Genomic DNA, 24,253 nt, shown 5'->3' with positions numbered 1-24,253 from the left:
GCCGGAGGATGAATCCTCCGGCCCTTTTCGCGTGCAGGGCCCCGCGCAAGTCTTGCGCATTGACGCGAGCGGCGGCGGCGGGCAGTCAGTCCAGCGATGAGCCTGCGTCCCTTCCATCTCGCCTTTCCCGTCCGCGATCTTGAGGAGGCCCGCGCCTTCTGGGGCGGGGTGATGGGCTGCCCTGAAGGGCGCAGCAGCGAGCAATGGATCGATTTCGATTTCTATGGCCACCAGATCGTCGCCCATTGCACCGGGCAGGCGGCGGACGATGCCGGGAACAACCATGTAGACGGCCACGGCGTGCCAGTGCCGCACTTCGGGATCGTGCTTGAACTGCAGGACTGGGAGGACCTGGCCGAGCGGCTCAAGGCGGCGGGGACGAAGTTCGAGATCGAACCCTATGTCCGCTTCAAGGGGCAGGTCGGCGAACAGGCGACCATGTTCTTCCGCGATCCCAGCGGCAATGCCATTGAAATGAAAGCCTTTGCCGATCTGGGGCAACTGTTCGCGAAATAGGGAGCTGCCGATGCTGCGCCGCCTGCTGATTGCCGTGCTGGCCGTGCTGGCCTGGGCTCAACCGGTCGCTGCCCGTCCGCTGCTGCTGATCTCGATCGACGGGCTGCGCCCGGGCGATGTGATCGAGGCCGACAAGCGCGGGTTGAAGGTGCCAACGCTGCGTCGGTTTCTGGCGGAAGGCAGCTATGCCAGCGGCGTGCGCGGGGTGCTGCCCAGCGTGACCTATCCCAGCCATACCACGCTGCTGACCGGGGCCAGTCCGGCGCGGCACGGGATCATCGCCAACCAGACCTTTGATCCCCGGCAGATCAATGCTGCGGGCTGGTTCTGGTACGCGCAGGATATCAAGGTGCCGACCCTGTGGGATGCGGCCCGGCAGGCCGGGCTATCGGTTGGCAATGTCCACTGGCCGGTCAGCGTCGGGGCGCGGGCGATCGACTGGAACCTGCCGCAATACTGGCGCACCGGCCACGCTGACGATGCCAAGCTGCTGGCCCTGCTGGCCACTCCGGGGCTGCTGCGCGATCTGGAGCAGGCGCGCGGCGAACCCTATGCGCAGGGGATCATCGAGGACATCGATGGCGATGAGAACCGGGGGCGCTTTGCCGCCGCGCTGATCCGCCGCCACAAGCCGGGTTTCATCACGGTCTATTTCACCGCGCTTGACCATACCCAGCACGAGGATGGCCCCGATACCGCCAGCGCTCGCGCGGTGCTGGAACGGATCGACAGCGCCGTCGCCCAGGTGATCGCGGCCCAGCAGCAGGCGCATCCCGATACGGCGATCGCGCTGGTCAGCGACCATGGCTTTGCCCCGGTCGGCACCGAGGTAAACCTGTTCCGCGCCTTTATCGACCAGGGCCTGATCACCCTGGGGCCGGACGGCAAGGTGCAAAGCTGGCAGGCGATGCCCTGGCCCAGCGGGGGCAGCGCAGCGGTGGTGCTGGCCGATCCGGCCGACAGCGCAGCCCGGGCAAGGACGGCTGCGGTGCTGGCCGCGCTCCAGGCCGATCCGGCCAGCGGGATCGCCAGCATCGCCGATCAGGCCGCAATCAAGACCTTGGGCGGCAATCCGCAGGCGGCCTTCATGGTCGATTTCCGGATCGGCACCAGCGCCGGAACTTTTGCCAATCTGGCCAAGGGGCCCTACGCCGCAACCGCGAACAAGGGCACCCACGGCTGGTTCCCCGATGCGCCCGAAATGCGCGCCAGCTTCTTCATCATGGGGCCGGGCATTCCCAGGGGTCGCAACCTGGGCGAGATTGATCAGCGTGCGATCGCACCCACGCTGGCGCGGATCATGGGCGGCAAGCTGGGCGGCGCGGAGGTTCCGGGCCTGAAGTTCTAGGGTCAGGACCTATTAACCGCGCCTTCGAGGCACCGGAATGGCGAACATATCGGAGGGAAATTCACGCAGGGAAGGCTGGTTGCCTTTCCAAGGGAATTTCCTTTCGAGATGGAAGCCATTCCGGTGTCCCGAAGGGATTTGGCCAAAATGGCCCATTGCCGCGTCAGGAAGTCTTGAAATATCGACATATTCCAGCGCCTTCCTTCCTTGCACTGAGCCATTTTGACTCAAACCTCGAAGGCGCGGTTAATAGGTCCTGACCCTAAATCGACGCGTCTTCCAGCACGGCAGCGCGCAGCTCTTCGATCCCCATGCCCTTTTCGCTGCTGGTCACGTGGACCACCGGATAGGCGGCGGGGTGCTTGCGCGCCTCGGCCTGGGTGGTGAGCAAGACCGCTTCCAGCTCGCTGGCCGTGATCTTGTCGGCCGCTGGGCGAAGACGACCAGTACGCGATCACAACTCTCCTGGCGCGGATCATCGGAGCGAGATTCGGCAGCGCGGAGGCAAAGCGCTGGAGTTCGAGCTCAGAGCATCTTCCAAACTGGCGGTTGGCAAGGCGAGCGCAAACAAGCTTCGCGTACGCTAAATATGGGCCAGTTTCCCCGACCTAAACCCAAGGCTGAGTTCCGAAGCCGCCGCTAAATGTGAGCCAATTCCAACACGGCGAATCTGGCTTCAGGAGGCTTGAAGCACCGACGAAACATATCTGCGTGTCATTTCCCGCACCATTCGCCTGTTCGAATCAAGTCCAAGTTTGGCGCGTTGCTCTGCCTCAGCTTCGGAGTTCGATGACTTAACCAAAGCCTTGCAGGCTCGATAACGAGTCATGTCGCAATCGCTGTTGGCTGAGATATGTGCCAAAGTGTCGTCCACATCGGCGTCGTTCAAAGCCCCCGCAATTTCAAATATGCTGGGAGAGGATTTTGCCGACATAACGTGACTTATTACGTTTTTATCCGTGTCAAAATAATACTGATAAATATACTGAAATGCCGGATTTGCGTCCATTATGTTGATAGAAACTGACATTGATTCCGGAGGAAACTGCTCATGAACATCTTGCAGTGCTCGATAGAGAAGTATGTCACCTTCTTTCAAATTTCTTTCTTTTATAAATTTCAATCCTGCGCTTTCTCCGATGTATCCGTCTAGATCACTGTAATCGTATTCATAATACTTACTCAGATATCCTGGGCCAAAATATCCTATCGTAAGAAAATTAAAATTGTGATCATGCGCCATCTCATAGATGAACGCGTCAGGCTTTTTTATATATTCGAAATCCTGGTGAGAAGACCAGCAATTTACTCTGAGGAATGAGTTTCTCCCAAGATTCCGTAGTATCAGAGAGCCTACACCATATCTATTGTCGCTTTGATCGGAAAGGTTGTTGGTCAGGGAATCGATAACAAACCGGCCGAAGAAGTTTCTATCGTTTGCGAGCTTCTTAAGCAGCGGAGCTGCCTCTACCAAGGACTCCTGTTCAGCAGCATTGAACTTCCCGTCGATATAGAGTTCGCAGAACTCGTCGAGACCGATGCTGCCATCTTCGTCGCAATCAATTTGCAGAGCCACTTAAGCCTCCTCCTTGGCCTTGCTTGCCAGAAAATCGAGCGTTGCCCTTGCCGCGCGTCTGACGGAGGGGTTTACATCGTCATCGACCATTTTTTTGGCGATTTCTGCGCCTGCAGCCGGGTCGATCGCCAGCAATTCGCGCACCGCATACCAGCGCTGGTAGAACGGTCCTGTCAGCGCCAGCTTCTTGATAACTTCGGCTCTGTCCGGCGTTCCAATGTTTCTGAGCGTAGAAAGGAGAAACATTGATCGCGCAGCTTTCCCATTGCGGGGGTGGAGCTCGCGGTAAGCAAGAGATTCGGCATCGAAATCGACTGAGACACTTGCTGAAAGCGATGGAATTGAAATCTGAACATATACGCAAGGGCTCGTTATCTTGTCGATCGATATCGCTTGGCAGGCACCGTCAATTTCGAGCGTTTCTCCTAGCACGAGTTCGGCGGGCTCCGCGAACCGACAGGCGGAGCCCATAAAGTCCGATTCTTCGCAGATTCGATCACATTGCCACTGGCGGAAGGTCATTGGTCGTCCAGATAGCAGCCTATAGAATTCCTTCTGGCCCGAAAACTGTACAGTTTTCCCCGCCATCCGACTGACAAAGTCAATTGGAGAAACGGATGAAACTTGTATCGAAAGATTTTCTCCATCGAAAATTCTGATCATCGAGAATGGCGAAGAAGGGCTATATGTATCATGCGGGAATGGCATGAATGCGTCAGGAATATATCTTGCGCTATGAACATAGTATTCAATATGCATCAAAATCCAACGCAAATCGCCATCAAGAAATATTTTAATATTGGATTCCGCTTCAGATATACGATTAGATTGTACCAGGTCTTCAACTTTATCTGACAATTCGCAAATAAGAGGGTGTTGTCGCAAAAGGCTCTCTTGGATAGCCTGATACGATCGGTAGCATTCAAGAAGTGGGGGCCGCTTCATATCCAAGCCTGTTTGCTAACTGCCTATATTTCGCACAGCATCTATCGCACAATGAAATTGCGCGATTCAATTTATTAAGAATCGCGCAATTCCGATCAACGAATTACAATCGAGAACAGAAGCATCAGAGATATAAGCGCCGGATGAGCAACCGAATCTTCGGCAATTCCGGGATCGCTGCAAATAACATTGGTATCGAGGTGCGGAATTTCATTGATATCAATAGAAGTCATGTTGACATCCCCAATATTATAGACCGAATCTAGCTCGGCGTTGCAATTTGGGCATAATTCGATCTTGGAGTCAACGATCTGAGTTTAAAAATTAAGAATATCGTTTGGACATTGGCTGCGTGACTGGAGCATCGCTTGCAACATCGAGATTTTGGGATCAATTCAAGAGCTCCAACAACCAATTGATTGCGGTCCCCCAGGGGAAGACAGCGATGAATTGAGTCATTGAACTCATATTGCCGCGTCTTCGACTACAGCAGTGCGCAGTTCCGCGATCCCCATGCCCTTTTCGGATGAGGTGACGTGTACCATCGGAAAGGCGGCCGAATGCTTGCGCGCTTCGGCCTGGGTGGCGAGCAGGACCGCTTTCAGTTCACTGGCCTTGATCTTGTCGGCCTTGGTCAGCACCAGCCGATAACCGACCGCCGCCTCGTCGAGCATCTTCATCATCTCGCGGTCGACGTCCTTCACCCCGTGGCGGCTGTCGATCAGCACCAGGGTGCGCTTCAGCTCGACCCGCCCGCGCAGATAATCGCGGACCAGCCGCTTCCAGTTCTCGACCACCTTGAGCGGGGCCTTGGCAAAACCATAGCCGGGCATGTCAACCAGCCGCAGCCGGGTGGGCGTGCCCACTTCGAAGAAGTTCAGTTCCTGCGTCCGGCCCGGGGTAACCGATGCGCGCGCGATCGCCTTGCGCCCGGTTACCGCGTTGAGCAGGCTGCTCTTGCCGACGTTGGAGCGCCCGGCAAAGGCGATCTCCGGCGCGCCGGGATCGGGCAGGAACTTGAGCGCCGGGGCGCTCAGCAGGAAATCGACCCGGCCCGCGAACAGGCGGCGGGCCTGTTCGTTCAGGCTGTCTTGTTCCACCCTATTTGCCCCGGGTCTTGGCCCGCTCGGCATCGACGGTATCCTTTTCGGCCTGGGCCTTCAATTGCGGATGCTTCGAATAGAGATAGGCCTGCTGGGCAATGGTGAGCACGTTCGAGGTGATCCAGTAAATCAGCAGTCCGGCCGCGAAGGGCGCCATGATAAACATCATGAGCCACGGCATCAGATCCATGATCTGCTGCTGGGCCGGATCCATCTGCGCCGGGTTAAGTTTGAACTGCAGCCACATGGTGATCCCCAGCAGCAGCGCCAGCAGGCCGATGCCCAGAAACGCCGGGGGGGTGAAGTCAAGATAGCCGAACAGGTTCAGGATATGCAGCGGATCGGGCGCGGAAAGGTCCTTGATCCACAGCGCGAAGGGCTGGTGGCGCATTTCGACCGCCAGGATCAGCACCTTGTAGAGCGCGAAGAACACCGGGATCTGCAGAAGGATCGGCAGGCACCCGCCAAGCGGATTGACGCCTTCCTTCTTGTACAGCGCCATGATTTCTTCCTGCTGCTTCTGCTTGTCGTCCTTGTAACGTTCCTGGATCGCCTTCATCTTGGGCTGGATCGCCTTCACTGCGGCCATCGAGGCGAACTGCCTCTGGGCGACGGGGAACATCACGCCGCGCACGATCAGCGTCAGCAGCATGATCGCCACGCCGAAGTTGCCAACCAGACCGAACAGCGACTTGAGCAGCCAGAAGATCGGCTTTTCGAACCAGCGGAACCAGCCCCAGTCGATTGCCAGGCCAAATTTGGGAATGCCGGCTGCCTCGTACTTGTCGAGCACCGAGCTTTCCTTGGCCCCGGCGAACAGGCGGGTCGAAACCGCGCTGCTCTGGCCCGGCCCGATCGCGGCGTCAGGATAGATCAGGTCGGCCCGGTAGAGCCCGCCGCCCAGCGCGCGGAAGCCACTACTGGCCTGGGCCTTGGCATCGGGCACCAGCGCGCTCATCCAATAGATGTCAGTAAAGCCGATCCAGTCGGTCTTGCCCGGGTTGGTCAGCTGCTTGGCTTCGGTCACTTCATCATAGTCCGGACCGAACGAGACCGCGTCGTCAAAGGCACCGAACGGCCCGGCGTGGACGTTCCAGGTGTCGATCGAGGCGGTCTTTTCGGTCCGCGCGATCAGCGCATAGGGCTTGGCGGTCAGCGCCGCCTGGCCGCCATTGCTGACTTCCTGTGTGACGGTCAGCATGTAATCGGCGTCGATCGCGTAGGTCAGCTTGAAGGTGACCCCGGCGGGGTTGGTCCAGCTCAGCGTGACCGGGCTCTGCGGGGTCAGCTTGGCGCCCTGCGGCGCGGCCCACTGGGTGGCAGGGCCGGGCAGCGCGGCATCGGCGCGGCCATCGGGCAGCCGCCAGCCGAATTCGGCGAACTGCTGGGCCGGCGTGCCGGCCGGCGAGAAGATCCGCTGCGGGCCGCTGTTCTGTTCGACCGCGGCGGTGTGGCGGTTGGTGGTCAGGTCATCGACCGCGCCGCCGATGAGGTTGATCGAGCCCGACAGGCCCGGCGCGGCAATCGCGACACGGGTGGCGGGATTGAGCGCGGTCTTGAGGTCCTTCGCTTCCAGCGCCTTGTCAGCCGCGTCGGTCAGCCCGCCTTCGCGGGTGTGAGCGGGGCTGGTGCTGGCCGAAGCGGCGGGCGCGGGGGCGCTGGCGGCGGGAACGGGCGCCTTGTTGGCGTTGGGATAGAGGTACTTCATCCCCCAGTCCCAGCCGACAAAGATCAGCAGGGTCAGCACGCCTGCAAGGACCATGTTCTTGAAATTCTGGTTGTCCACTCGGGGCGCCCCTGGTTCGCTAGTCAATTCATGTCAGATGGGAAGGCGGCAGGGCCTGTCAAGGCATCGGCCGGTCACGGAACCGGATCGTACCCGTGTCCCCCCCAAGGATGGCAGCGCAATATACGCTTCACGCCCAACCAGCCACCCTTAATCGCGCCGTGCTTTTCGACCGCCTCGATCATGTATTGCGAGCACGACGGGGCATAGCGGCAGCTGGGCGGCAGGACCCGTGAAGGCCCCAGTTGCCAGCCGCGCGCGATCAGGATCAGCAGGCGTTTCATCGGCGCGGCCCGGGCTTGCGGCGGGGCGGATCGCCCTGGCCCTGGGCTGCGCGGGCCAGCGCGGCGGTCAGTTCCTCGCGCAGCCTGGCGAAGTCGCGTTCGACCCCGCCTTCGCGCCCGATCAGCACATGGTCGTGCCCGGCCAGCCCTTCTTGCGGCAGCGCCGCGCGCAGCAGTTCGCGAAAGCGCCGCTTCATCCGGTTGCGGACCACGGCGTTGCCGATCTTCTTGGTGACGGTGATGCCATAGCGCATCGCATCAAGCCCGTTGGGCCGCGCAAGCAAAACAAAACCGGGGCGCGCGATCCGCAGGCCCCGGTTGGCTGCCAGAAAATCGGCCCTCTTGGTCAGGACCGACATGCTGGGCGATTCGCTCAGGCGCTGAGCTTTTTGCGACCGCGCGCGCGGCGGGCGCGCAGGACCTTGCGACCGCCAACCGTGGCGGTGCGGGCGCGGAAGCCGTGACGGCGGGCGCGAACAAGGCGGCTGGGCTGGAACGTACGCTTCATGTCAAAAAACCTCGGAAATCTCTATTCGACTGACCTCATCGTTAGACAGGGCCCGATCGCAGACGCGCGCCGTTAACGGAGGGCAGGGAGTGAGTCAAGGGATTCGGTTTCGAATGGTTGCTCGCACAAAGCCACAAAGTCACAAAGTCGCAGCTCTGCAGCGAAGCTGCTCCAATTCACCCGCTCGGGATTTTCCAGCTCGGATAGCCTTCGGCGATTTCCGCCAACTTTGTGGCTTTGTGACTTTGTGCGAGAATTTCAGTCCAGCTTGACCCACTGGCGCATGTCCGCCGCGGTCAGCCATTTGGCATCGGCATGCGGAACCGAATTGGTCATGGCATAGAATGCGCTGGCCTGCGGCGCATCCATGCCCATATCGCGGTAATAGTCGATATAGGCGCGGTTTTCGGGGGCATCGGCGGGATAGTCCTTGGCCTCACGCCCGTCTTCGTCGGCCCACGAATGGACCGCAAATTCGCTGCCCGGATCGGCAAAGCGCTGTTTGCCGGCCAGGAACAGTTCAACCCCGCCCGAACGCACCGAACCGCCGGATGGAACGTGGGTGGCAATCCCCTGGGCGCGGATCATCCGGCCCAGCTTCAGGTTCGCACGGTCGTCTTCGGTACCGGGACATTCGACCATCTCGATCGTTGCGATGCCGGGATAGGCACGCAGCATGGCCTGGAACTGGGCCGGGCTGGCGCTGTCGGTCACATCGACCAGCGCCGCGCGATTGCCATCAAGCACGCGGAACGGGCCAAACCGGGCGATCCCCTGGGGGATCGGCGCGGGGGCGGTGGCGACATAGCGCTCGGACCCGCCCTCATCGACGTATTCGATCACTTCGACCAGGTCCTCGATCACGATCGTCTCGGCCGCCACGGCAGGGGCCGCGGTGCAGGCGAGCAACGTGAGAGCAAGGGCGGTCAGTGTGCGCATGCCATGCTAATCGCCCGCCGCCCCTTACCGGGTTCACAAGGCCAAAGGTTAAGAAGGGCTTACCGACGATTGTTCCATTCCGGCGCTATCGGCTCGACAGGCCAGTGTTTCTGCGGCACACCCAAGTAATTCGCCGTAGCTGCATGGGGGCAATACTTTGGTCGCGCTGGTCCAGACGGTGGCTTACCTTGGGCTGGAGGCGCGCAGCGTCGAAGTGCAGTGCCAGATCGCGCCGGGCCTGCCGCGCTTCAATGTGGTCGGCCTGCCCGACAAGGCAGTCAACGAAAGCAAGGAACGGGTCGGTGCCGCACTGGCAGCGATGGGTCTGTCGCTGCCGCCCAAGCGGATCACGATCAACCTCTCGCCCGCCGACCTGCCCAAGGAAGGCTCGCACTATGACCTGCCGATCGCGCTGGCGCTGCTGGCGGCGATGGGGGTGACCGATGCCGAACAGCTGGGTGATTTCATCGCGGTGGGCGAACTGGCGCTCGATGGCCGGATCGTCGCCTCGCCCGGCGTGCTGCTCGCCGCGCTGCATGCCGCATCGCAGGACCTTGGGCTGATCTGCCCGGCCGTGCAGGGCAGCGAGGCGGCCTGGGCCAGCGGTGTGCCGGTGGTGCCCGCGCCCAATCTGGTCAGCCTGCTCAACCACCTCAAGGGCGTGCAGCAACTGGCCCAGCCGCAACCGGGTGAGGCGGAAGCGCCCGGCTTCGGGCCCGACCTCAGGCAGGTGAAAGGCCAGGAAGTGGCCAAGCGCGCGCTCGAGATCGCGGCGGCTGGCGGTCACAACCTGCTGATGATCGGTCCGCCGGGTGCGGGCAAATCATTGCTGGCCAGCTGCCTGCCCGGGATCCTCCCGCCGCTGACCCCGGCCGAGGCGCTGGAAGTGTCGATGGTTGCCTCGGTCGCGGGCACGCTGGAAGAAGGCCGGATCAGCCGCACACGCCCGTTCCGCTCGCCGCACCATTCGGCCTCGATGGCGGCGCTGACCGGCGGCGGCCTCAGGGTTCGGCCGGGCGAGGTCAGCCTGGCGCACCTTGGCGTGCTGTTTTTGGACGAGCTGCCCGAATTCCAGCGCGCGGTGCTCGATTCGCTGCGCCAGCCGCTCGAAACCGGCTCGGTCGATGTCGCGCGGGCCAATGCCCATGTCACTTTCCCGGCGCGGGTCCAGCTGATCGCGGCAATGAACCCGTGCCGCTGCGGGCATCTCGGCGATCCGGCGCTGGCCTGTTCACGCGCGCCGCGGTGCGCCGCCGATTATCAGGCCAAGGTTTCCGGGCCGATGCTCGACCGGATTGACCTGCATGTCGAAGTCGATCCGGTCAGCGCCGCCGACCTCGCCCTGCCGCCGCCCGCCGAAGGCAGCGCACAGGTCGCCGCCCGGGTCGCCGCGGCCCGCGCGGTGCAGACCGCGCGGATGGCCGGAACCAACAAGCGCAGCAATGCCGAGCTTGACGGCGATCTGCTCGAATTGCACGCCACCCCTGATGAACCGGGCCGCAAGCTGCTGATGCAGGCGGCCGAAGCGATGCGGCTCTCAGCGCGCGGCTATACCCGGATCCTGCGCGTGGCGCGGACCATCGCTGACCTTGCCGGCAGTGAAGGGGTGGGCCGGATCCATGTGGCCGAAGCGCTCAGCTATCGGCGGGTGGCGCCCAGGGCGTAAGTTACCTCAGCACATTCAGCTGCGGCTTGACCGGATAGTCGTCGTACTCGGCCTCGCTCTTGCCGACATCGGAGGCTTCGCGCCATTCAAGTTCGGTGTGGTGTAGCCGGCGTCCGTCGTGGGCGTGGATCGCGATTTCGGCGATCGGCATGCCGTCGCGCGCGTCGCACAGCACCGGGTTGCTGGGAATGCCGACGCCGTACTTCTCACCCCACTGGCGCAGCGCTAGCATCGCGGGAAGCAGGTCGAGCCCCTTGGCGGTCAGGCGGTATTCGATCTTGCGGCGATCCTCGGGCAGCGGCTCGCGCTTCATGATCCCGTGTTCGACCAGCCGGGCCAGACGATTCGACAGGATGTTGCGGGCGATCCCCAGGGTCGAAAGAAACTCTTCAAAGTGGTGCAGGCCGTTGAAGCTGGCGCGCAGGATCATGAAGCTCCAGCGTTCGCCCATGACCTCGAGAGCAGCGGGAAGCCCGCAGTTCTGCATGTCATTCAGCGGTTCGGTCAGTTTACCCATAGCTTCACGTCCCCTTGCCCGAAGGCAGCCTAACTCAATTGCTCTTCCAGTTGCACAAAAAAATCTTTGCTGCGGCGCACAGTTTCTAGTTGCAACTGAAAACCTATCGCATTAGGTAGCGATTAGCAACGCAAATCGAGTCTCCCTCCCAGGACCCCTTTCGATCCCTGCGTGCAAGACAGGAAAGGGATTTAGACATGACCGCAATTTCGCAGCAATTCTCGCGCGGCCTGCTGGCCGCTGGCCTCGCTCTGGCTGGCACCGTGCTCAGCTTCTCGGCCACCACCACCCCCGCGCATGCCGGCGCCAGCCGCAACGTGGTGAAGCTTTCGACCGCGCTGGCCGCGCCGAAGAGCAAGGTGGTGAACGGCGTGATCTGGAACTGCGCGGGTGATACCTGCACGGCTCCGATCGATGGTTCGCGTCCCGAAAAGACCTGCGCCCAGGTGGTGAAGGCATTTGGTACGCTTTCGGCATTCACCGGCCCGAAGGGTGAATTCGGCGCTGAAGATCTTCAGCGCTGCAACGCGGCTGCCTGACCGCGCCAGGGCCGCCCCCTTATAGGCCCCAGGCAAATCCTCAACAGCCCCCTCCATGGCCTCCGTTCGCAAGAACGGGGGCCTCTTTTCTTGGGGTTCAGTCCAGCAACCCCCGCTCCACCAGTTCGGCGCGCAGGCTGTCGGCTGCGGTAAAGTGGTGCGCGTGCCAGCCGCTGGCGCGGGCGCTTTCCACATTGGGCAGGCTGTCATCGACGAACAGCATCGCCGGCGGGGCATGGCCAAAGCGCGCGGCGGCGAGCGCGTAGATCGCCGGATCGGGCTTGGCGAGCTTCTCGTCACCCGAAACCACGATGTCGCGAAACAGGTCGAACAGCGGCCAGGTCGGGCGGAACTGCGCCCAGGTGTCGGCGCCGAAATTGGTGATCGCATAAAGCGGCACGCCCGCGCGGTGCAGGTCCTGCACCAGATCGACGCTGCCCGGGACCGGGCCGGGGATCGTCTCGTTGAACCGGGTCAGCCAGGCGCGAATCAGGCGGGCGTGATCGGGATAGAGCGCGCTGCGCTCGGCGATCATCTCCTCGGCGGCGCGGCCGGCATCGTGCTCGCCGTGCCAGGACAGCGGGATTACCTCGTCCATGAACCAGGCCCGCTCGGCCGGATCGGGGATCAGTTCGCGAAAGGGCAGGTCACGTTCCCACTGGACCAGCACCTTGCCGACATCGAACACCACCGCCTCGATTCGCCCGGTCATTGCCAAATTCCCCTGCAGCAAAAAAGGTTTCGGCCCGCGCTCCGGTGGGAGGCGGGCCGCAATGGTTTCAACCGGATCCGCATGCGGACCCCGCCGGGACTTAGCCCTGGCGCGCCTTGAAGCGGCGGTTGGTCTTGTTGATCACATAGGTCCGGCCACGACGGCGGATCACGCGGTTGTCCCGGTGACGGCCCTTGAGCGACTTGAGGCTGTTGCGAATCTTCATTGGTTCCTCGGTGCGGCTGCTGCCGCTGAAAACTTGAAGTGGCGCCGTTAGTGGTGACTCGGTTGGAAGTCAACCAAGGAGTCACCTCCCCCTCCATGGGGGAGGGATACCGCAGCTTGTGAGCTTGCTCGCTAGCGCAGGTTGGGTGGGGGTGCGCTCGCGGCCTTACTCGTAGTTTGTCGCGCGCTCACCCCCATCCAACTGCGACTAGGCGGCACAGCCGCCAAGTCTGCGTATCCTTCCCTCATCAAGGGGGAAGGGTCCCTTGCTATCTCCTATTCATCCGGATCGCGCACCTTGAACGGATCGGTCGGCACCGGCTTGGACGGCAAGGGCATGCGCGGCAGGTCCTTGTCGCTGTTCGCGGCTTGCAGCAGCATCGCGGCCATGATCGTGGCTGCCTGGCGCAGATCATCGCCGCGCAGGTGGTCCAGCGTGTCGATCGAGGTGTGGTGGACCCGGCTGTCATAATCGAGCGGGTCCTGGATGAACTGGTATCCGGGCAGCCCGATCGCCTGCATGAAGACGTGGTCGGTGCCGCCGGTCTTGCCGGTCACCACCCGGCCGGCGCCCAGGCTGGCGAAGGGGTTGAGCCATTTGCCCAGCATGCCTTCGGCCGCGATGTTGCCTTCGGCATAGATCCCGCGGATCTTGCCGCCGCCATTGTCGAGATTGAAATAGGCCTTGAGATCGCCGTAGCCCGGCTTGGGCGTGATCGGCCAGGCCTGCGACCAGGCCGAATAGGCGGCGATCCCGGTCAGCTTGGGGTCGATCGGGCGGCTGGCCAGGTGGCGGTCGATATAGGCGCGGCTGCCCAGCAGGCCCTGTTCCTCGCCCGCCCACAGTGCAAAGCGGATCGTGCGGCGCGGCTTGACCCCCAGCCGCATCAGGATCCGCGCGGCTTCCAGCACCACCACGCTGCCCGCGCCGTTGTCGGCCGCACCGTCACCGGCGATCCAGCTGTCGAAGTGCGCGCCTGCCATGACATAGCCAGCCTTGGGATCACTGCCCGGGATTTCGCCGAACAGATTTTCGGCCATCAGGTTGCTTGCATCGAAGCGGGCGGCCAGCGCCAGTTCCAGTGTGGGCGCAGTGCCGGTGGTGGTCAGCCGGGCGAGCCGGCGATAGTCCTCTGCTGCCACTTCGAAAGCGGGCAGGGCCAGGGTTTCGCCCGGACGGAAATTGTAACCTTCGCCGTGCACCAGCTTGCCGTCGCGATAGCTGATCCGCACCATGGCCACTGCGCCTTCGGCCTTGAGGAAGCGGCTCAGCTCAAGCGGGAAATTGGTCCGTTTGGCGCGGCGGTCGGCGGCATGCGGATCGAAGCTGGGCAAATCGTACTTGTCGTATTCGCCGATCTGCTTGTCGTCATAGCGCTGGAACGCGGGCTTGCTCGGCTCGCCGCTGGTCCCCGGCATCGAAATCAGCACCACCTTGCCGGCCAGCTTGCCCTTCCACTGGGCAAAGTGTTCGGCCTTGCTCATCGGGGCGAGCACCACCGGCGCGCGCAGCGTTCCTTCGGTGGGCGGAGACCAGGCGACGGGGATCGCGGTCAGTTCGATCCGGCGCGGCGTGACCATCACCGCGCGGTAGCTGTCGACGTTCCAGCCCAGCCCGAATTCGAACCCTTCGCGGTGTACGTTCTGCAGCCCCAGCCGCGTCATCCGGGCGGTCGCCCAATCGGCGGCGCGGCGATAGCCTTCGGAATTGGTCAGCCGCGGGCCGATCCCGTCAAGCAGTTCGGACGCCATGACCATTGCCTCGCTGCGGTTGAGGCCCTCGTCCATCACCGCCGCCACCTGGCCTTCGCTGGCATCGGCCAGCAGCGGGGCCGGGCTGGTTGCCAGCATCGCCAGCAATGCCCCGCCGCCCAGCAGCGCCTTCCTGATCATCATTGTTCTCCCCTGTCTGATCTTGGTGCCCTTGCTTACACAACGGCACGTCCAGGCCAAGGGGGGAGGCGGCCTATTGGCTGCGGATTTCCGAAAGCCTACGTTCCCATTGCAGTGCATGGCTGACGATGGTGTCGAGATCGGCGTATTTCGGTTCCCACGGCAGCGTGGCCTTGATCCGGCGGTTGTCCGAAATCAGCGAATCCGGATCGCCGGCGCGGCGCGGGCTGAGCTTGCGCTCGATCGTCAGGTTGGTGACCCGATCGACCGCGTCTAGCACTTCGAGCACCGAGAAGCCCCGGCCATAGCCGCAGTTCATCGTCAACGAGCTGGCCGGATCCTGGATCAGCGCTTCCAGCGCCAGGACGTGGGCCTGGGCCAGGTCCGCTACGTGGATGTAGTCGCGCACCCCGGTGCCATCCGGCGTGGCATAGTCGGTGCCGAACACCTCGACATGGCTGCGCTTGCCCAGCGCCGCCTCGACCGCCACCTTGATCAGGTGGGTCGCGCCGGCGGTTGATTGCCCGGTGCGCGCGCGCGGATCCGCCCCGGCGACGTTGAAATAGCGCAGCGCACAGAAGTTGAGCGGGTGCGCGCGGGCGACGTCGGCCAGCATGGTCTCGGTCATCAGCTTCGACATGCCATAGGGATTGATCGGTGCCTTGGGGCTGTCCTCGCTGACCGGCGAGACTTCGGGAATGCCATAGGTCGCCGCGGTCGAGCTGAAGATGAAGTGCGGCACCCCGCCGGCCACTGCGCTGGCGATCAGCGCGCGGCTCTTGGCGGTGTTGTTGTGATAGTACTTCAGCGGGTTCTCGACCGATTCGGGCACGATGATCGAACCGGCGAAATGCATCACCGCCTTGATCCCCTGTTCGGCAATGATCCGGGCCAGCAGGGCGCTGTCCTCGATATCGCCTTCATAGAACGGCACCCCTTCGGGCACCGCCCAGCGAAAGCCGGTGGTCAGGTTGTCGATCACTGCGACCGGCCAGCCGGCATCGGTCAGGGCAAGGACCGCGTGGCTGCCGATATAGCCGGCGCCACCGGTAACGAGGACGGGAACTTTGTTGGTCATGACAGCGGCGGATCTAACACGATCAGGCAATAAAGTGGTTAACGCCGATCGGGCCGGGCGCGTTCAGCCGGGCGCAAGGTTCGTGCGCCGATGGACCGGGCGTGGGGCAGGTTTTCGATAAGTGAAGGATCAATCCATGGCCGCAATCCGCGCATCCCTGCCAACCCTTGCCACCGTTGCCCTGCTGGGGCTGACGGGCAGCGCGCTGATGGCGCAGCCGGGGGCCTGGGGCGGGCCGGGCTGGGGGCGGACGGGCTGGGGCGGCACCGCGCGCAGCAGCACGCCGTCGCTGGAAGGCCGGGTCGAAGTTGCCCGCTTCCGCGCCGAAGACCAGCGGGTGCTGGGCATGGGGTCGGTCGCGGTGGTGACCATGTCGGGCGACGCGGAAAATTCCGACCGGCGCTTTGGCGCGACATTTGAAGCTGCGGTTGAAAACCAGCTGCTGCATGCCGGTTATGCCGCCGCGGCCAGCGGTGCGAGCGACGGACAACTGGTCGAAGTGCGGGTGGTGCGCAGGGAAGCGGTGCCCGCCGAACAGAAGCGCAAGCCGCTGTCGGGCGAAATGACCATGGGGGTTTCCAACCATGGCTCGATGATGGGGATCGGCCTGCAGTACGATGCCAGCAAGCCCAAAGCCGCGCTGCTTTCGACCCGGCTCGAAGCGCGGATCAAGGACCGGGCCAGCGGCGCGGTGCTGTGGGAAGGCCGGGCCGAGATGTATTCGCGTGATGGCGACGGCAAGTGGGATGACCAGACTATTGCCGATCGGCTGGCCCAGGCGCTGTTCGATGGCTTTCCGGGCAAGACCGGCGAACAGACGCTCAAACGCTAAGTGCTTGCATCGCGGGGCTATCGGATTCAAAATCGCACCCAGGCCAACAAGGGGAGCCGGCAATGAAGCGTATCGTTCCTGTCCTGGTACTGTCCGGCCTGCTGGCGCTGGCGGGCTGTATGACCCCGGTTGGCCCGGTTGAAGTCACGCGGTTCCATGCCGCCGATGTCTCGATGCTGGGCAAGGGGACGATCTCGGTCGAGCCGGCCCCGGGGATGGATGGCAACAACCTTGAATGGCAAAGCTACCGTGCGGCGGTGATGCGCCAGCTGGTGCTGCTGGGCTACAGCGAGGCCTCGCCTGGCACCGGCACCCAGGTCGCCCACATGGCGATGAGCCGCCAGACGCTGGAGCCGCAGGGCCGCAGCCCGGTCAGCGTCGGGATCGGCGGCTCGACCGGCAGCTATGGCTCGGGCATCGGTCTGGGTATCGGCCTCAACCTTTCGCCCAAGCCCAGCGCGCAGGTGACCACTGACCTGGCGGTGACGATCCGCGACCGCGCCAGCAATGCGTCGCTGTGGGAAGGCCGCGCCAGCTTCACCGTTTCAACCAGGTCGCCGCTGGCCGCGACCACGCTGGGCGCGCCAAAAATGACCGAGGCCCTGTTCAAGGGCTTTCCGGGCCAGTCAGGTGAGACTATCGAGGTCAAATGACCCAGATCACCATCGACGCTGCCTTCGACAGCGGCAATATCGAAGTCCTTGCAATCGACGGCGCCGCTGCCCGGCTGGCCATCCGCAAGGACCATCTTTCGGACTTCTACCAGTGGTTCCACTTCCGCGTCACCAATTGCGCCGGGCGCGAACTGGAACTCAAGATCACCGGGCTGGGCGGTTCGGCCTATCCCGATGGCTGGCCCGGCTATCACGCGGTGGTCAGCGAGGATCGCGAATTCTGGGGCCGCGCCGCCAGCAGCTATGACAAGGATGAAGACGGCGGCACCCTGACGGTGCGCTATACGCCCGACGCCAACCTGGCCTGGTTCGCCTATTTTGCCCCCTATTCGATGGAGCGCCACCATGATCTGGTCAGCCAGGCCGCGCTTGAGCTGGGGGTGGAGCACCGGGTGCTGGGCCGCACGCTTGATGGCCAGCCGATCGACTGCCTTGAGCTGGGCGAGGGCGACCGGCAGGTCTGGCTCTATGCCCGCCAGCATCCGGGCGAATCGATGGCCGAATGGTGGATGGAAGGCGCGCTCGATTGCCTGACCGATTCGGCCGACCCGGTCGGGCGCAAGCTGCGCCAGCTGTGCCGGTTCCACATTGTGCCCAATGCCAATCCAGACGGTTCGCGCCGCGGGCACCTGCGCACCAACGCCGCAGGGATCAACCTCAACCGCGAATGGGAAAGCCCCAGCGCGGAAAAGAGCCCCGAAGTGCTGGCGATCCGCAACGCGATGGATGAAACCGGCGTTGACTTCGCGATGGACGTGCACGGCGACGAGGCGATCCCGGCGGTGTTCCTGGCCGGGTTCGAAGGCATTCCTTCGTGGAACGAAGCGCAGCAGGCCGGGTTTGATCGCTACGCCGCGATCCTCGAACGTCGCACCCCCGATTTCCAGACCCGGCTGGGCTATCCGGTGGCGGGGCCGGGCAAGGCCAACATGACCATGTCCACCAACCAGGTCGCCGAACGCTTTGGCGCGGTGACGATGACGCTGGAAATGCCGTTCAAGGACAACCGGGACTTGCCCTGCGAAGTGCAAGGGTGGAGCCCTGAACGCAGCGCGATCCTGGGCCGGGATTGCATGGGAGCACTGCTGGAGTGGTTGCGGGGGTAGGTTGCCAATTCGATCAGCTGCCCCAGCGGCGTGGTGGCCTGTGTTGCATTCGCAGGTTTGAATGATAGAGATCGCGCACTGACATAGCCAATTTTGTAAGAATAATGTCAGAAATGGTCGCGAGGATTCTCTATTGTCATTCTTCTATTCATCACGATTCTATGATCGTGACTTTGAAAGAACGTCCAAATCTGCTGCGGCAACCGTGCCGGTATTGGCGGAATGCCTGGAAATGGGCGGAGCACGTCCGGTCTCAAGTGTAATTGATATCGGTTGCGGTCGCGGGGTTTGGCTCAAGACTTTCGGAGCCGTCAAAATCGTCGGGCGGGATGGTCCCTGGACAAAGCGGGATCGGCTCCTGATCGACCCGGCAAACTTCACTGCCACGGATCTCTCGATGCCATTCGACGAGCCGGAGCGATTTGATCTGGCGATGTCGCTCGAAGTTGCTGAACATATCGATGCAAGGCAGGCCGACCAGTTCGTCGACAATCTGATTGGACTGTCTGACACCATCCTGTTCTCGGCAGCCATCGATGGACAGGGAGGGCAGCATCATGTCAACGAACAGCCGTTGACCTATTGGGCCGAACGATTTCGGGGCAGGGGCTATGAACTCTTCGATGTCTTGCGGCCCAGGCTCTGGAACAACCCGGATGTCTGCTGGTGGTATCGGCAAAACATGGTTGTATTGTGCAATGACAAAAGTCGGTTCAGGTCGGGGCTGGAGCTTGCGGTCAGATCCAGTCCGGCGATACTTGATCTGGCCCATCCGGCTGGCTTCAGCGAGAAGGCGCGACTTGCCAATCTTTTCTCACCAGAGGAATATGCCGGCAAGTGGCTGGCGCAACTGGGGCGGAAATTTCGCGGCAAGGCTTGAGGGAGCGTGGCTATCCCAGGCTTGATGGCCCAAAGCTGTGCGGCAGCAGGTCGGACAGGCTGAGTTCCAGCACTTCGCTTTCCCCCACGCACAACACCGTTGGGTCGTTGCCCCCCAGTGCGGCCACTTCATTGAGGATCTGGCGGCAGCGTCCGCAGGGGGTGACCGGATCACCCGCACCCACCGCGCCGGCTTTGCCGCCGATCACTGCCACGGCTTCGAGCTTGCCGCGCCAGTCCTCGCTCAGTGCCTTGCCGACCGCGACGGTTTCCGCACACAGTGTCAGTCCATAGCTGGCGTTTTCGACATTGGCGCCGGTCACCACCGAGCCATCGGCAAAGCCCAGCGCCGCGCCGACGTGGAAGCTGGAATAGGGTGCATAGGCCTTGCCCGCGGCTTCGCGTGCGGCTGCGATCAGGCTGTCTTTGCTCCAGCTCATCGGCTGACCACCACCCAGCGCAGCGGCTGGGCCGCGGCTTCGCTTTGCATCATCGTGTTCGCGGTCCACAGCGTCCAGGGCCGGCCGGCATATTCGGGCTGCATGTAGATGGACTCCAGCCAGAGGTTGCGGTCGATCCGCGTGGCAAGGTGATAGCGCTTTTCGAAGGCGCGCGAAATCTTCAGGATCGTCGGCTTGCCGGTGTGGGTTTCGATCTGGTTGAGGAAGGTCATCAGCTCGCTTTCAACCGCGGCATCGGTAACCTTGACCGGGCAATCATCAGCCAGCATGTCAAGCCAGACCGCCGGCGGCAGCATCGCCTTGTCGCGCGCCACCACGGTCATGAAATTGGCTGCCTGCTTTTCGGCCGGCTGGCACGGATCATAGGTGTGGACCGCACCGACCTGCAGCTTGGCGGCCCTGGCATCCTCAAGGTTCTGGGTGAAGGCCGGATCGCGGGCAAAGGCGCTGGCCGAGGCATCGAGATAGGCAAAGCTGACGCCAATCGCCTTGGCCGCCTTCCAGTCCACCGCGCCGTCATCGCTGCCGACCTCGATCCCCTGGACCGGGAAAGCTCCGCGCGCCGGGCGCCAGTGGTGCACCGTCCACCAGCCCCAGGCCGCGCCGATCAGCGCAAGCAGCAGCATGGCGCCAAACAGGCGCAGCCGCCAACGGGAAGACTTGGTGCGTGCCATCGTAGTTACCTTGCGACCCCTGCTTCCTCCCCTTGATGGGGGAGGGATACCGAAGCTTACCCCCGCGAAGGCGGGGGCTAGCGCAGGTTGGGTGGGGGTGACCACTGCGCCAGGACGCAACATCACCCCCATCCAACTTCGACCAGGCGCTTGCAGCACCAAGTCTCCGTATCCTTCCCCCATCGAGGGGGAAGGTTCATCCCCTGATATGCAGCACGCAGATCAGGGTAAACAGCCGCCGCGCGGTGGCGAAATCGGTTTCGACCTTGCCCTCCAGCCGTTCGAGCAGCAGTTCCGCCGCTTCGTTGTGGACCCCGCGCCGGGCCATATCGATCGTCTCGATCTCGGCCGCAGTGGCCTTGCGGATCGCCTGGTAATACGAATCGCAGATCGCGAAATACTCGCGGATCGGGCGGCGGAACCGGCCCAGCCCCAGGATCAGCTGTTCCAGCAACTGCCCGTCCTGGTCCGCCACTTCCAGCAGCAGCCGGCCATCGTCCACCGCCAGTTTGAGCCGGTAGGGGCCTTCATGTCCGGCCTCCCAGGCGCGGCTTGGCTTGAACAGGTTTTCCTCGATCAGGTCGAAGATCGCGATGCGCCGTTCCTGCTCGATATCGGCATTGCGCCACAGGATCGTCGCCTCGTCGAGCTCGATATGGATGATCCGGGGGTCTGCCATGCTGGCGGGCTTTTCGCAGATGCAAGATTCGCGGGCAAGGGGGGATAAAGGTTCGCACAAAGACACAAAGACACGAAGTGTCATGGCTTGCGGCGAAGCCTCCCGTTGCTTCAACGGTCGAGCCTGGCGCAGGGCAATGATGATTCGATGGGCCTGCAGCGCGCACCCTCGATCTTCGTGCCTTTGTGTCTTTGTGCGAACCAATTCTTGCTCCGTCCCCGCTATCCACAGCCTGTGCGTGAACGCACCACCTTGCACCCCAACCGGCATCAGCGCATGGAACGCGGACCATGGCCGAACCGATCCCCTTTCCCCGTGCTGACGAAACCGCCGCGCGCGCCTTGCCCAGCAACGTCGAGGCCGAGGCCGCGTTCCTGGGGGCGGTGCTGATCGACAACCGGGTGCTGGAAGAACTGGTCACGCCGCTGCGTCCCGATCATTTCTTCGAACCGGTCCACGCCCGGATCTTCGAACGCGTGCTGCAACTGCTCGATCGCAAGGCGGTGGTCACCCCGGTCACGCTCAAGCCCTATTTCGAAGCCGACGAAGCGCTCAAGGAACTGGGCGGTGCGGGCTATCTGGCGCGGCTAACCGCCGACGGGCAGGGGCTGCTGGCCCCGCGCGAACTGGCCGAGCAGATCTATGACCTGGCCTTGCTGCGCGAACTGGTGGCGGTGGGCCGCAACCTGGTCAATTCCGCGCTCGACACCAGCGAAAGCGTTGAGCCGATGGAGCAGATCGCTTCGGCTGAAGCCGCGCTTTATCGCGTGTCCGAAGGGGCCTCGGTCGGCAACGAGGCGATTTCGTTCCGCCAGTCGAGCCTGACCGCGATCCAGCAGATCGAAAAGGCGCTCAATTCGGGCGGGCACATTTCGGGGCTGACCACCGGGCTCGATGATCTCAACCACAAGATCGGTGGCCTGCACGATTCCGACCTGGTGATCCTGGCCGGGCGTCCGGCCATGGGCAAGACCTCGCTCGCCACCAACATCGCCTTCAACTGCGCCGAACGCTATCTGCGCGACATGAAGGACGGGATCGACCCGGCCAAGTCGGTCGGCGCGCCGGTCGCCTTCTTCAGCCTGGAAATGAGCGCTGACCAGCTTGCCACGCGTATCCTGGCCGAACAGGCCGAGATCAGTAGCGAACGGCTGCGCAAGGGCTCGATCAGCCATCAGGACTTCCAGCAGATCTCGTTCGCCAGCCAGCGCCTGGCCGAACTGCCGCTGTACATCGACGATACCCCGGCGCTGTCGATCGCGGCGCTGCGCACCCGCGCGCGGCGTCTGAAGCGGCGGCACGATATCGGTCTGGTGGTGATCGACTACCTCCAGCTGCTGCAGGGATCGGGCCGCGCGAACGACAACCGCGTCAACGAAATTTCGGAAATCAGCCGCGGCCTGAAGACCCTGGCCAAGGAACTGTCGGTCCCGGTGATCGCGCTGTCGCAGCTGTCGCGTGCGGTCGAAAGCCGCGAGGACAAGCGCCCGCAGCTGGCGGACCTGCGCGAATCAGGCTCGATCGAGCAGGACGCCGACATGGTCTGGTTCATCTTCCGCGAGGAGTACTACCACAACGCCGCCAAGCCCGATGAGCCCAGCGAATCGAGCTCGCCCGATGCGATCGCCAAGTACGACAAGTGGATGGAGCGCCACCTCGAGGTGGTGAACAAGGCCACGGTGATCATCGCCAAGCAGCGCCACGGCTCGACCGGCAACGTCCAGCTGCTGTTCCAGAGCGAGTTCACCAAGTTCGGCAATCTGGCCCCGGGCACCAGCTATGGCGGATATGAAGAGTGATTCGCTGAAATTTGCGTTATAAATCAGATATTTATGCGATTTTTTCTTGACTTTTCAATGCGCTGGCCGCTAACAGCCGCGCTTCCCGGAATTTCATGTACTGGAGTGCCAGATGGCGCGCGTTACCGTTGAAGATTGTGTCGACAAGGTTCCCAACCGCTTCGATCTCGTCCTGCTCGCTGCTCAGCGTGCGCGCGAGATCTCGGGCGGGGCGGAAATCACGCTGGAGCGTGATCGCGACAAGAACCCGGTGGTCGCCCTGCGCGAAATCGCCGAACAGACCGTCCGTCCTGACAACCTCAAGGAATCGGTGATCGGTTCGCTGCAGCGCGTGCTGCCCGACGATGACGATGAAGTCGATGATATCGGTTCGCTCAGCCAGTCGGCCGAAGCGCTGCGGATCACCGCTGCCGCGCCGGTGCGCAACACCTCGATCGGTGGCGACTACGAAGGCTGAGGCTGATTTCCATTGGCCAGCGCTGTCATGGCGCTGGCCAATGTGACCCAGGGCTGCACTTAGCGCCCCGGCTGTGCTGGCCAGTGCTGGTCCAGCCATGGTTCCAGAACTTCAACGAAGGCGTCCGGCTGTTCCTCCATCGGGAGGTGCCCGGCGTCGGCGATGATCCGCAATCGCGATCCCCTGATTTCCCGGGCAAAGGCCTGTGCGTGGGAAAATGGCACGACGCGGTCCTGTTCCCCCCAGATCAGCAGGGTCGGCGCCGCGATCGTTCCGATCCTGTCCCATTGGCGATCGTCAAATGAGGCGCTGGCCCAGATTCCTGCGGCCCGCCGGTTACCGGGAAAGCGGGCAAGTTCCCAATAGCGGTCAGTTACCGCATCGGTGATCCGGCCCGGATTGGCATAGTTCTGCTTGAGCGAGGCGATGACCACGCTGCGCGGCAGGGTGTAGGGCAGCAGTTCCTGCCCCAGCCATGATCGCGCCAGTCGCGCGCCGAAATACAGCTGCAGCGGTTCGGACGCCCTGGCGCCGGTGGCATCGACCAGGACGATCCCGGCCACCCGATCCGGCCTGGCAATGGCCGCGCGCCAGACCGTTCGGCCCCCGGCGCTGTTGCCGATCCATACTGCCTGTCGGACCTTGGCGGCATCAAGCACCGCAATCCCCGCCTCGATCGCGGATTCGATCGAATAGTCATCCAGCGGATTGGGTCCGGTCAGCCCATGGCCGGGCAGATCGAACGAGATCACGCGGTAACGCTGCTTCAGCCGCGCGACGGTGCCTTCCCAGGTTTGGAGTGAACTGTTCGATCCGTGCAGCAGCAGCAGCACCGGCCCGGTGCGCGAACCCTGATCGCGGTAGTGAATCCGGCCAACCGAACTTTCGATAAAGCGCGCTTCACTGCCGCCGTACTTGCGCACCATTTCCGCGATATCGGTATCGGGCGTGCGCAATGTCAGCAGGGCCAGAGCGGTGATTGCGGTCAATGCAGCCAGCCACTTGATCGTTTTTCCGCGCATTGTTCAGGCTCCCGCAGCGATTTGCGGGGCCGCTC

28 protein-coding genes and 1 pseudogene are annotated in these 24,253 nt (G+C 62.8%); 10 read left to right on the top strand and 19 right to left on the bottom strand.

What is annotated here, in order from left to right:
- Positions 1–96: 96 nt before the first annotated feature.
- Positions 97–516, top strand: coding sequence for a VOC family protein (locus IT549_RS10665; RefSeq protein WP_292972953.1), 420 nt, complete (start codon positions 97–99; stop codon positions 514–516).
- Between the two features lie 10 nt (positions 517–526).
- Positions 527–1,864 carry an ectonucleotide pyrophosphatase/phosphodiesterase gene (locus IT549_RS10660; protein ID WP_292972951.1) on the top strand — a complete coding sequence of 446 codons (1,338 nt, stop codon included), beginning with the start codon at positions 527–529 and terminating at the stop codon, positions 1,862–1,864.
- 262 nt (positions 1,865–2,126) lie between these two features.
- Here the strand turns inward: IT549_RS10660 and IT549_RS10655 are convergent.
- From IT549_RS10655 to IT549_RS10610, 10 genes and pseudogenes are all read right to left on the bottom strand, one after another.
- Positions 2,127–2,291, bottom strand: a pseudogene (locus IT549_RS10655) (YihA family ribosome biogenesis GTP-binding protein); the annotation flags it as partial.
- A gap of 249 nt (positions 2,292–2,540) precedes the next feature.
- Complete coding sequence (locus IT549_RS10650; protein ID WP_292972949.1) at positions 2,541–3,440, bottom strand: hypothetical protein; 900 nt, start codon at positions 3,438–3,440, stop codon at positions 2,541–2,543.
- Positions 3,441–4,298, bottom strand: a complete 858-nt coding sequence (locus IT549_RS10645; RefSeq protein WP_292972947.1) for a hypothetical protein — start codon at positions 4,296–4,298, stop codon at positions 3,441–3,443.
- 182 nt (positions 4,299–4,480) lie between these two features.
- Positions 4,481–4,618 (bottom strand): hypothetical protein, encoded by a 138-nt coding sequence (locus IT549_RS10640; RefSeq protein WP_292972945.1) that lies wholly within the window; start codon positions 4,616–4,618, stop codon positions 4,481–4,483.
- Positions 4,619–4,849: 231 nt separating this feature from the next.
- A complete protein-coding gene (gene yihA / locus IT549_RS10635) occupies positions 4,850–5,485 on the bottom strand; it encodes a ribosome biogenesis GTP-binding protein YihA/YsxC (RefSeq protein WP_292972943.1) in 636 nt (211 codons plus the stop codon).
- Position 5,486: 1 nt separating this feature from the next.
- Entirely contained in the window at positions 5,487–7,274 is a 1,788-nt protein-coding gene (gene yidC, locus IT549_RS10630; protein WP_292972941.1) for a membrane protein insertase YidC, read from the bottom strand.
- 74 nt (positions 7,275–7,348) lie between these two features.
- On the bottom strand, positions 7,349–7,558 hold the full coding sequence (gene yidD / locus IT549_RS10625) for a membrane protein insertion efficiency factor YidD (RefSeq protein ID WP_292972939.1): 210 nt from the start codon (positions 7,556–7,558) through the stop codon (positions 7,349–7,351).
- Positions 7,555–7,917 carry a ribonuclease P protein component gene (gene rnpA / locus IT549_RS10620; protein ID WP_292972937.1) on the bottom strand — a complete coding sequence of 121 codons (363 nt, stop codon included), beginning with the start codon at positions 7,915–7,917 and terminating at the stop codon, positions 7,555–7,557. The genes yidD and rnpA overlap by 4 nt, the downstream gene beginning before the upstream one ends.
- 14 nt (positions 7,918–7,931) lie before the next feature.
- Entirely contained in the window at positions 7,932–8,066 is a 135-nt protein-coding gene (gene rpmH / locus IT549_RS10615) for a 50S ribosomal protein L34 (RefSeq protein WP_039388288.1), read from the bottom strand.
- Between the two features lie 258 nt (positions 8,067–8,324).
- On the bottom strand, positions 8,325–9,005 hold the full coding sequence (locus IT549_RS10610) for an alpha/beta hydrolase (protein ID WP_292972928.1): 681 nt from the start codon (positions 9,003–9,005) through the stop codon (positions 8,325–8,327).
- A gap of 157 nt (positions 9,006–9,162) precedes the next feature.
- Between IT549_RS10610 and IT549_RS10605 the strand changes: the two genes are divergently transcribed.
- Positions 9,163–10,671 (top strand): YifB family Mg chelatase-like AAA ATPase, encoded by a 1,509-nt coding sequence (locus IT549_RS10605; RefSeq protein ID WP_292972926.1) that lies wholly within the window; start codon positions 9,163–9,165, stop codon positions 10,669–10,671.
- A 1-nt stretch (position 10,672) separates the two neighbouring features.
- Here IT549_RS10605 and IT549_RS10600 read toward each other — a convergent pair whose 3' ends face one another.
- Entirely contained in the window at positions 10,673–11,188 is a 516-nt protein-coding gene (locus IT549_RS10600; protein ID WP_292972925.1) for a helix-turn-helix domain-containing protein, read from the bottom strand.
- Positions 11,189–11,385: 197 nt separating this feature from the next.
- Between IT549_RS10600 and IT549_RS10595 the strand changes: the two genes are divergently transcribed.
- Positions 11,386–11,727, top strand: coding sequence for a hypothetical protein (locus IT549_RS10595; RefSeq protein WP_292972924.1), 342 nt, complete (start codon positions 11,386–11,388; stop codon positions 11,725–11,727).
- A 97-nt stretch (positions 11,728–11,824) separates the two neighbouring features.
- On the opposite strand, the gene IT549_RS10590 is transcribed toward IT549_RS10595, so the two are convergent.
- The 4 genes from IT549_RS10590 to galE form a co-directional block, all read right to left on the bottom strand.
- Entirely contained in the window at positions 11,825–12,439 is a 615-nt protein-coding gene (locus IT549_RS10590; RefSeq protein WP_292972923.1) for an HAD family phosphatase, read from the bottom strand.
- A 100-nt stretch (positions 12,440–12,539) separates the two neighbouring features.
- Complete coding sequence (gene ykgO / locus IT549_RS10585; protein ID WP_004210176.1) at positions 12,540–12,665, bottom strand: type B 50S ribosomal protein L36; 126 nt, start codon at positions 12,663–12,665, stop codon at positions 12,540–12,542.
- Positions 12,666–12,940: 275 nt separating this feature from the next.
- Positions 12,941–14,560 (bottom strand): M20/M25/M40 family metallo-hydrolase, encoded by a 1,620-nt coding sequence (locus IT549_RS10580; RefSeq protein ID WP_292972922.1) that lies wholly within the window; start codon positions 14,558–14,560, stop codon positions 12,941–12,943.
- A 70-nt stretch (positions 14,561–14,630) separates the two neighbouring features.
- Positions 14,631–15,635 carry a UDP-glucose 4-epimerase GalE gene (gene galE, locus IT549_RS10575; protein ID WP_292972921.1) on the bottom strand — a complete coding sequence of 335 codons (1,005 nt, stop codon included), beginning with the start codon at positions 15,633–15,635 and terminating at the stop codon, positions 14,631–14,633.
- 136 nt (positions 15,636–15,771) lie between these two features.
- On the opposite strand from galE, the gene IT549_RS10570 reads away from it, so the two are divergent.
- The 4 genes from IT549_RS10570 to IT549_RS10555 all read left to right on the top strand — a co-directional run bounded on the left by IT549_RS10570 (position 15,772) and on the right by IT549_RS10555 (position 19,127).
- Positions 15,772–16,467, top strand: coding sequence for a DUF4136 domain-containing protein (locus tag IT549_RS10570; protein WP_292972919.1), 696 nt, complete (start codon positions 15,772–15,774; stop codon positions 16,465–16,467).
- A gap of 62 nt (positions 16,468–16,529) precedes the next feature.
- Positions 16,530–17,120 carry a DUF4136 domain-containing protein gene (locus IT549_RS10565; protein WP_292972917.1) on the top strand — a complete coding sequence of 197 codons (591 nt, stop codon included), beginning with the start codon at positions 16,530–16,532 and terminating at the stop codon, positions 17,118–17,120.
- The gene (locus IT549_RS10560) at positions 17,117–18,247 is read left to right on the top strand and encodes a M14-type cytosolic carboxypeptidase (RefSeq protein WP_292972915.1); all 1,131 of its coding nucleotides are present in this window, start codon (positions 17,117–17,119) and stop codon (positions 18,245–18,247) included. Before IT549_RS10565 ends, IT549_RS10560 begins: the two co-directional genes overlap by 4 nt.
- 133 nt (positions 18,248–18,380) lie before the next feature.
- A complete protein-coding gene (locus IT549_RS10555) occupies positions 18,381–19,127 on the top strand; it encodes a hypothetical protein (protein ID WP_292972913.1) in 747 nt (248 codons plus the stop codon).
- 10 nt (positions 19,128–19,137) lie between these two features.
- On the opposite strand, the gene IT549_RS10550 is transcribed toward IT549_RS10555, so the two are convergent.
- The 3 genes from IT549_RS10550 to IT549_RS10540 form a co-directional block, all read right to left on the bottom strand.
- The gene (locus IT549_RS10550; RefSeq protein ID WP_292972911.1) at positions 19,138–19,566 is read right to left on the bottom strand and encodes a cytidine deaminase; all 429 of its coding nucleotides are present in this window, start codon (positions 19,564–19,566) and stop codon (positions 19,138–19,140) included.
- Complete coding sequence (locus tag IT549_RS10545) at positions 19,563–20,261, bottom strand: glycoside hydrolase family 25 protein (RefSeq protein ID WP_292972909.1); 699 nt, start codon at positions 20,259–20,261, stop codon at positions 19,563–19,565. The genes IT549_RS10550 and IT549_RS10545 overlap by 4 nt, the downstream gene beginning before the upstream one ends.
- A 196-nt stretch (positions 20,262–20,457) precedes the next feature.
- A complete protein-coding gene (locus tag IT549_RS10540) occupies positions 20,458–20,940 on the bottom strand; it encodes a UPF0262 family protein (protein WP_292972907.1) in 483 nt (160 codons plus the stop codon).
- A gap of 290 nt (positions 20,941–21,230) precedes the next feature.
- On the opposite strand from IT549_RS10540, the gene IT549_RS10535 reads away from it, so the two are divergent.
- Both IT549_RS10535 and rpoZ read left to right on the top strand, forming a co-directional pair.
- Positions 21,231–22,739, top strand: coding sequence for a replicative DNA helicase (locus tag IT549_RS10535; protein WP_292972905.1), 1,509 nt, complete (start codon positions 21,231–21,233; stop codon positions 22,737–22,739).
- Between the two features lie 112 nt (positions 22,740–22,851).
- Complete coding sequence (gene rpoZ, locus IT549_RS10530; RefSeq protein ID WP_292972903.1) at positions 22,852–23,196, top strand: DNA-directed RNA polymerase subunit omega; 345 nt, start codon at positions 22,852–22,854, stop codon at positions 23,194–23,196.
- 59 nt (positions 23,197–23,255) lie between these two features.
- Here the strand turns inward: rpoZ and IT549_RS10525 are convergent, their stop codons facing one another.
- Positions 23,256–24,218 (bottom strand): alpha/beta hydrolase, encoded by a 963-nt coding sequence (locus tag IT549_RS10525; RefSeq protein WP_292972901.1) that lies wholly within the window; start codon positions 24,216–24,218, stop codon positions 23,256–23,258.
- Positions 24,219–24,253 lie beyond the last annotated feature (35 nt).

Origin of the sequence: Novosphingobium sp. (assembly GCF_020852455.1) — a bacterium.
Lineage (GTDB): Bacteria > Pseudomonadota > Alphaproteobacteria > Sphingomonadales > Sphingomonadaceae > Novosphingobium.
Note: the sequence above shows the minus strand (reverse complement) of the source record. Positions and strands in the feature narration are given on the sequence as shown.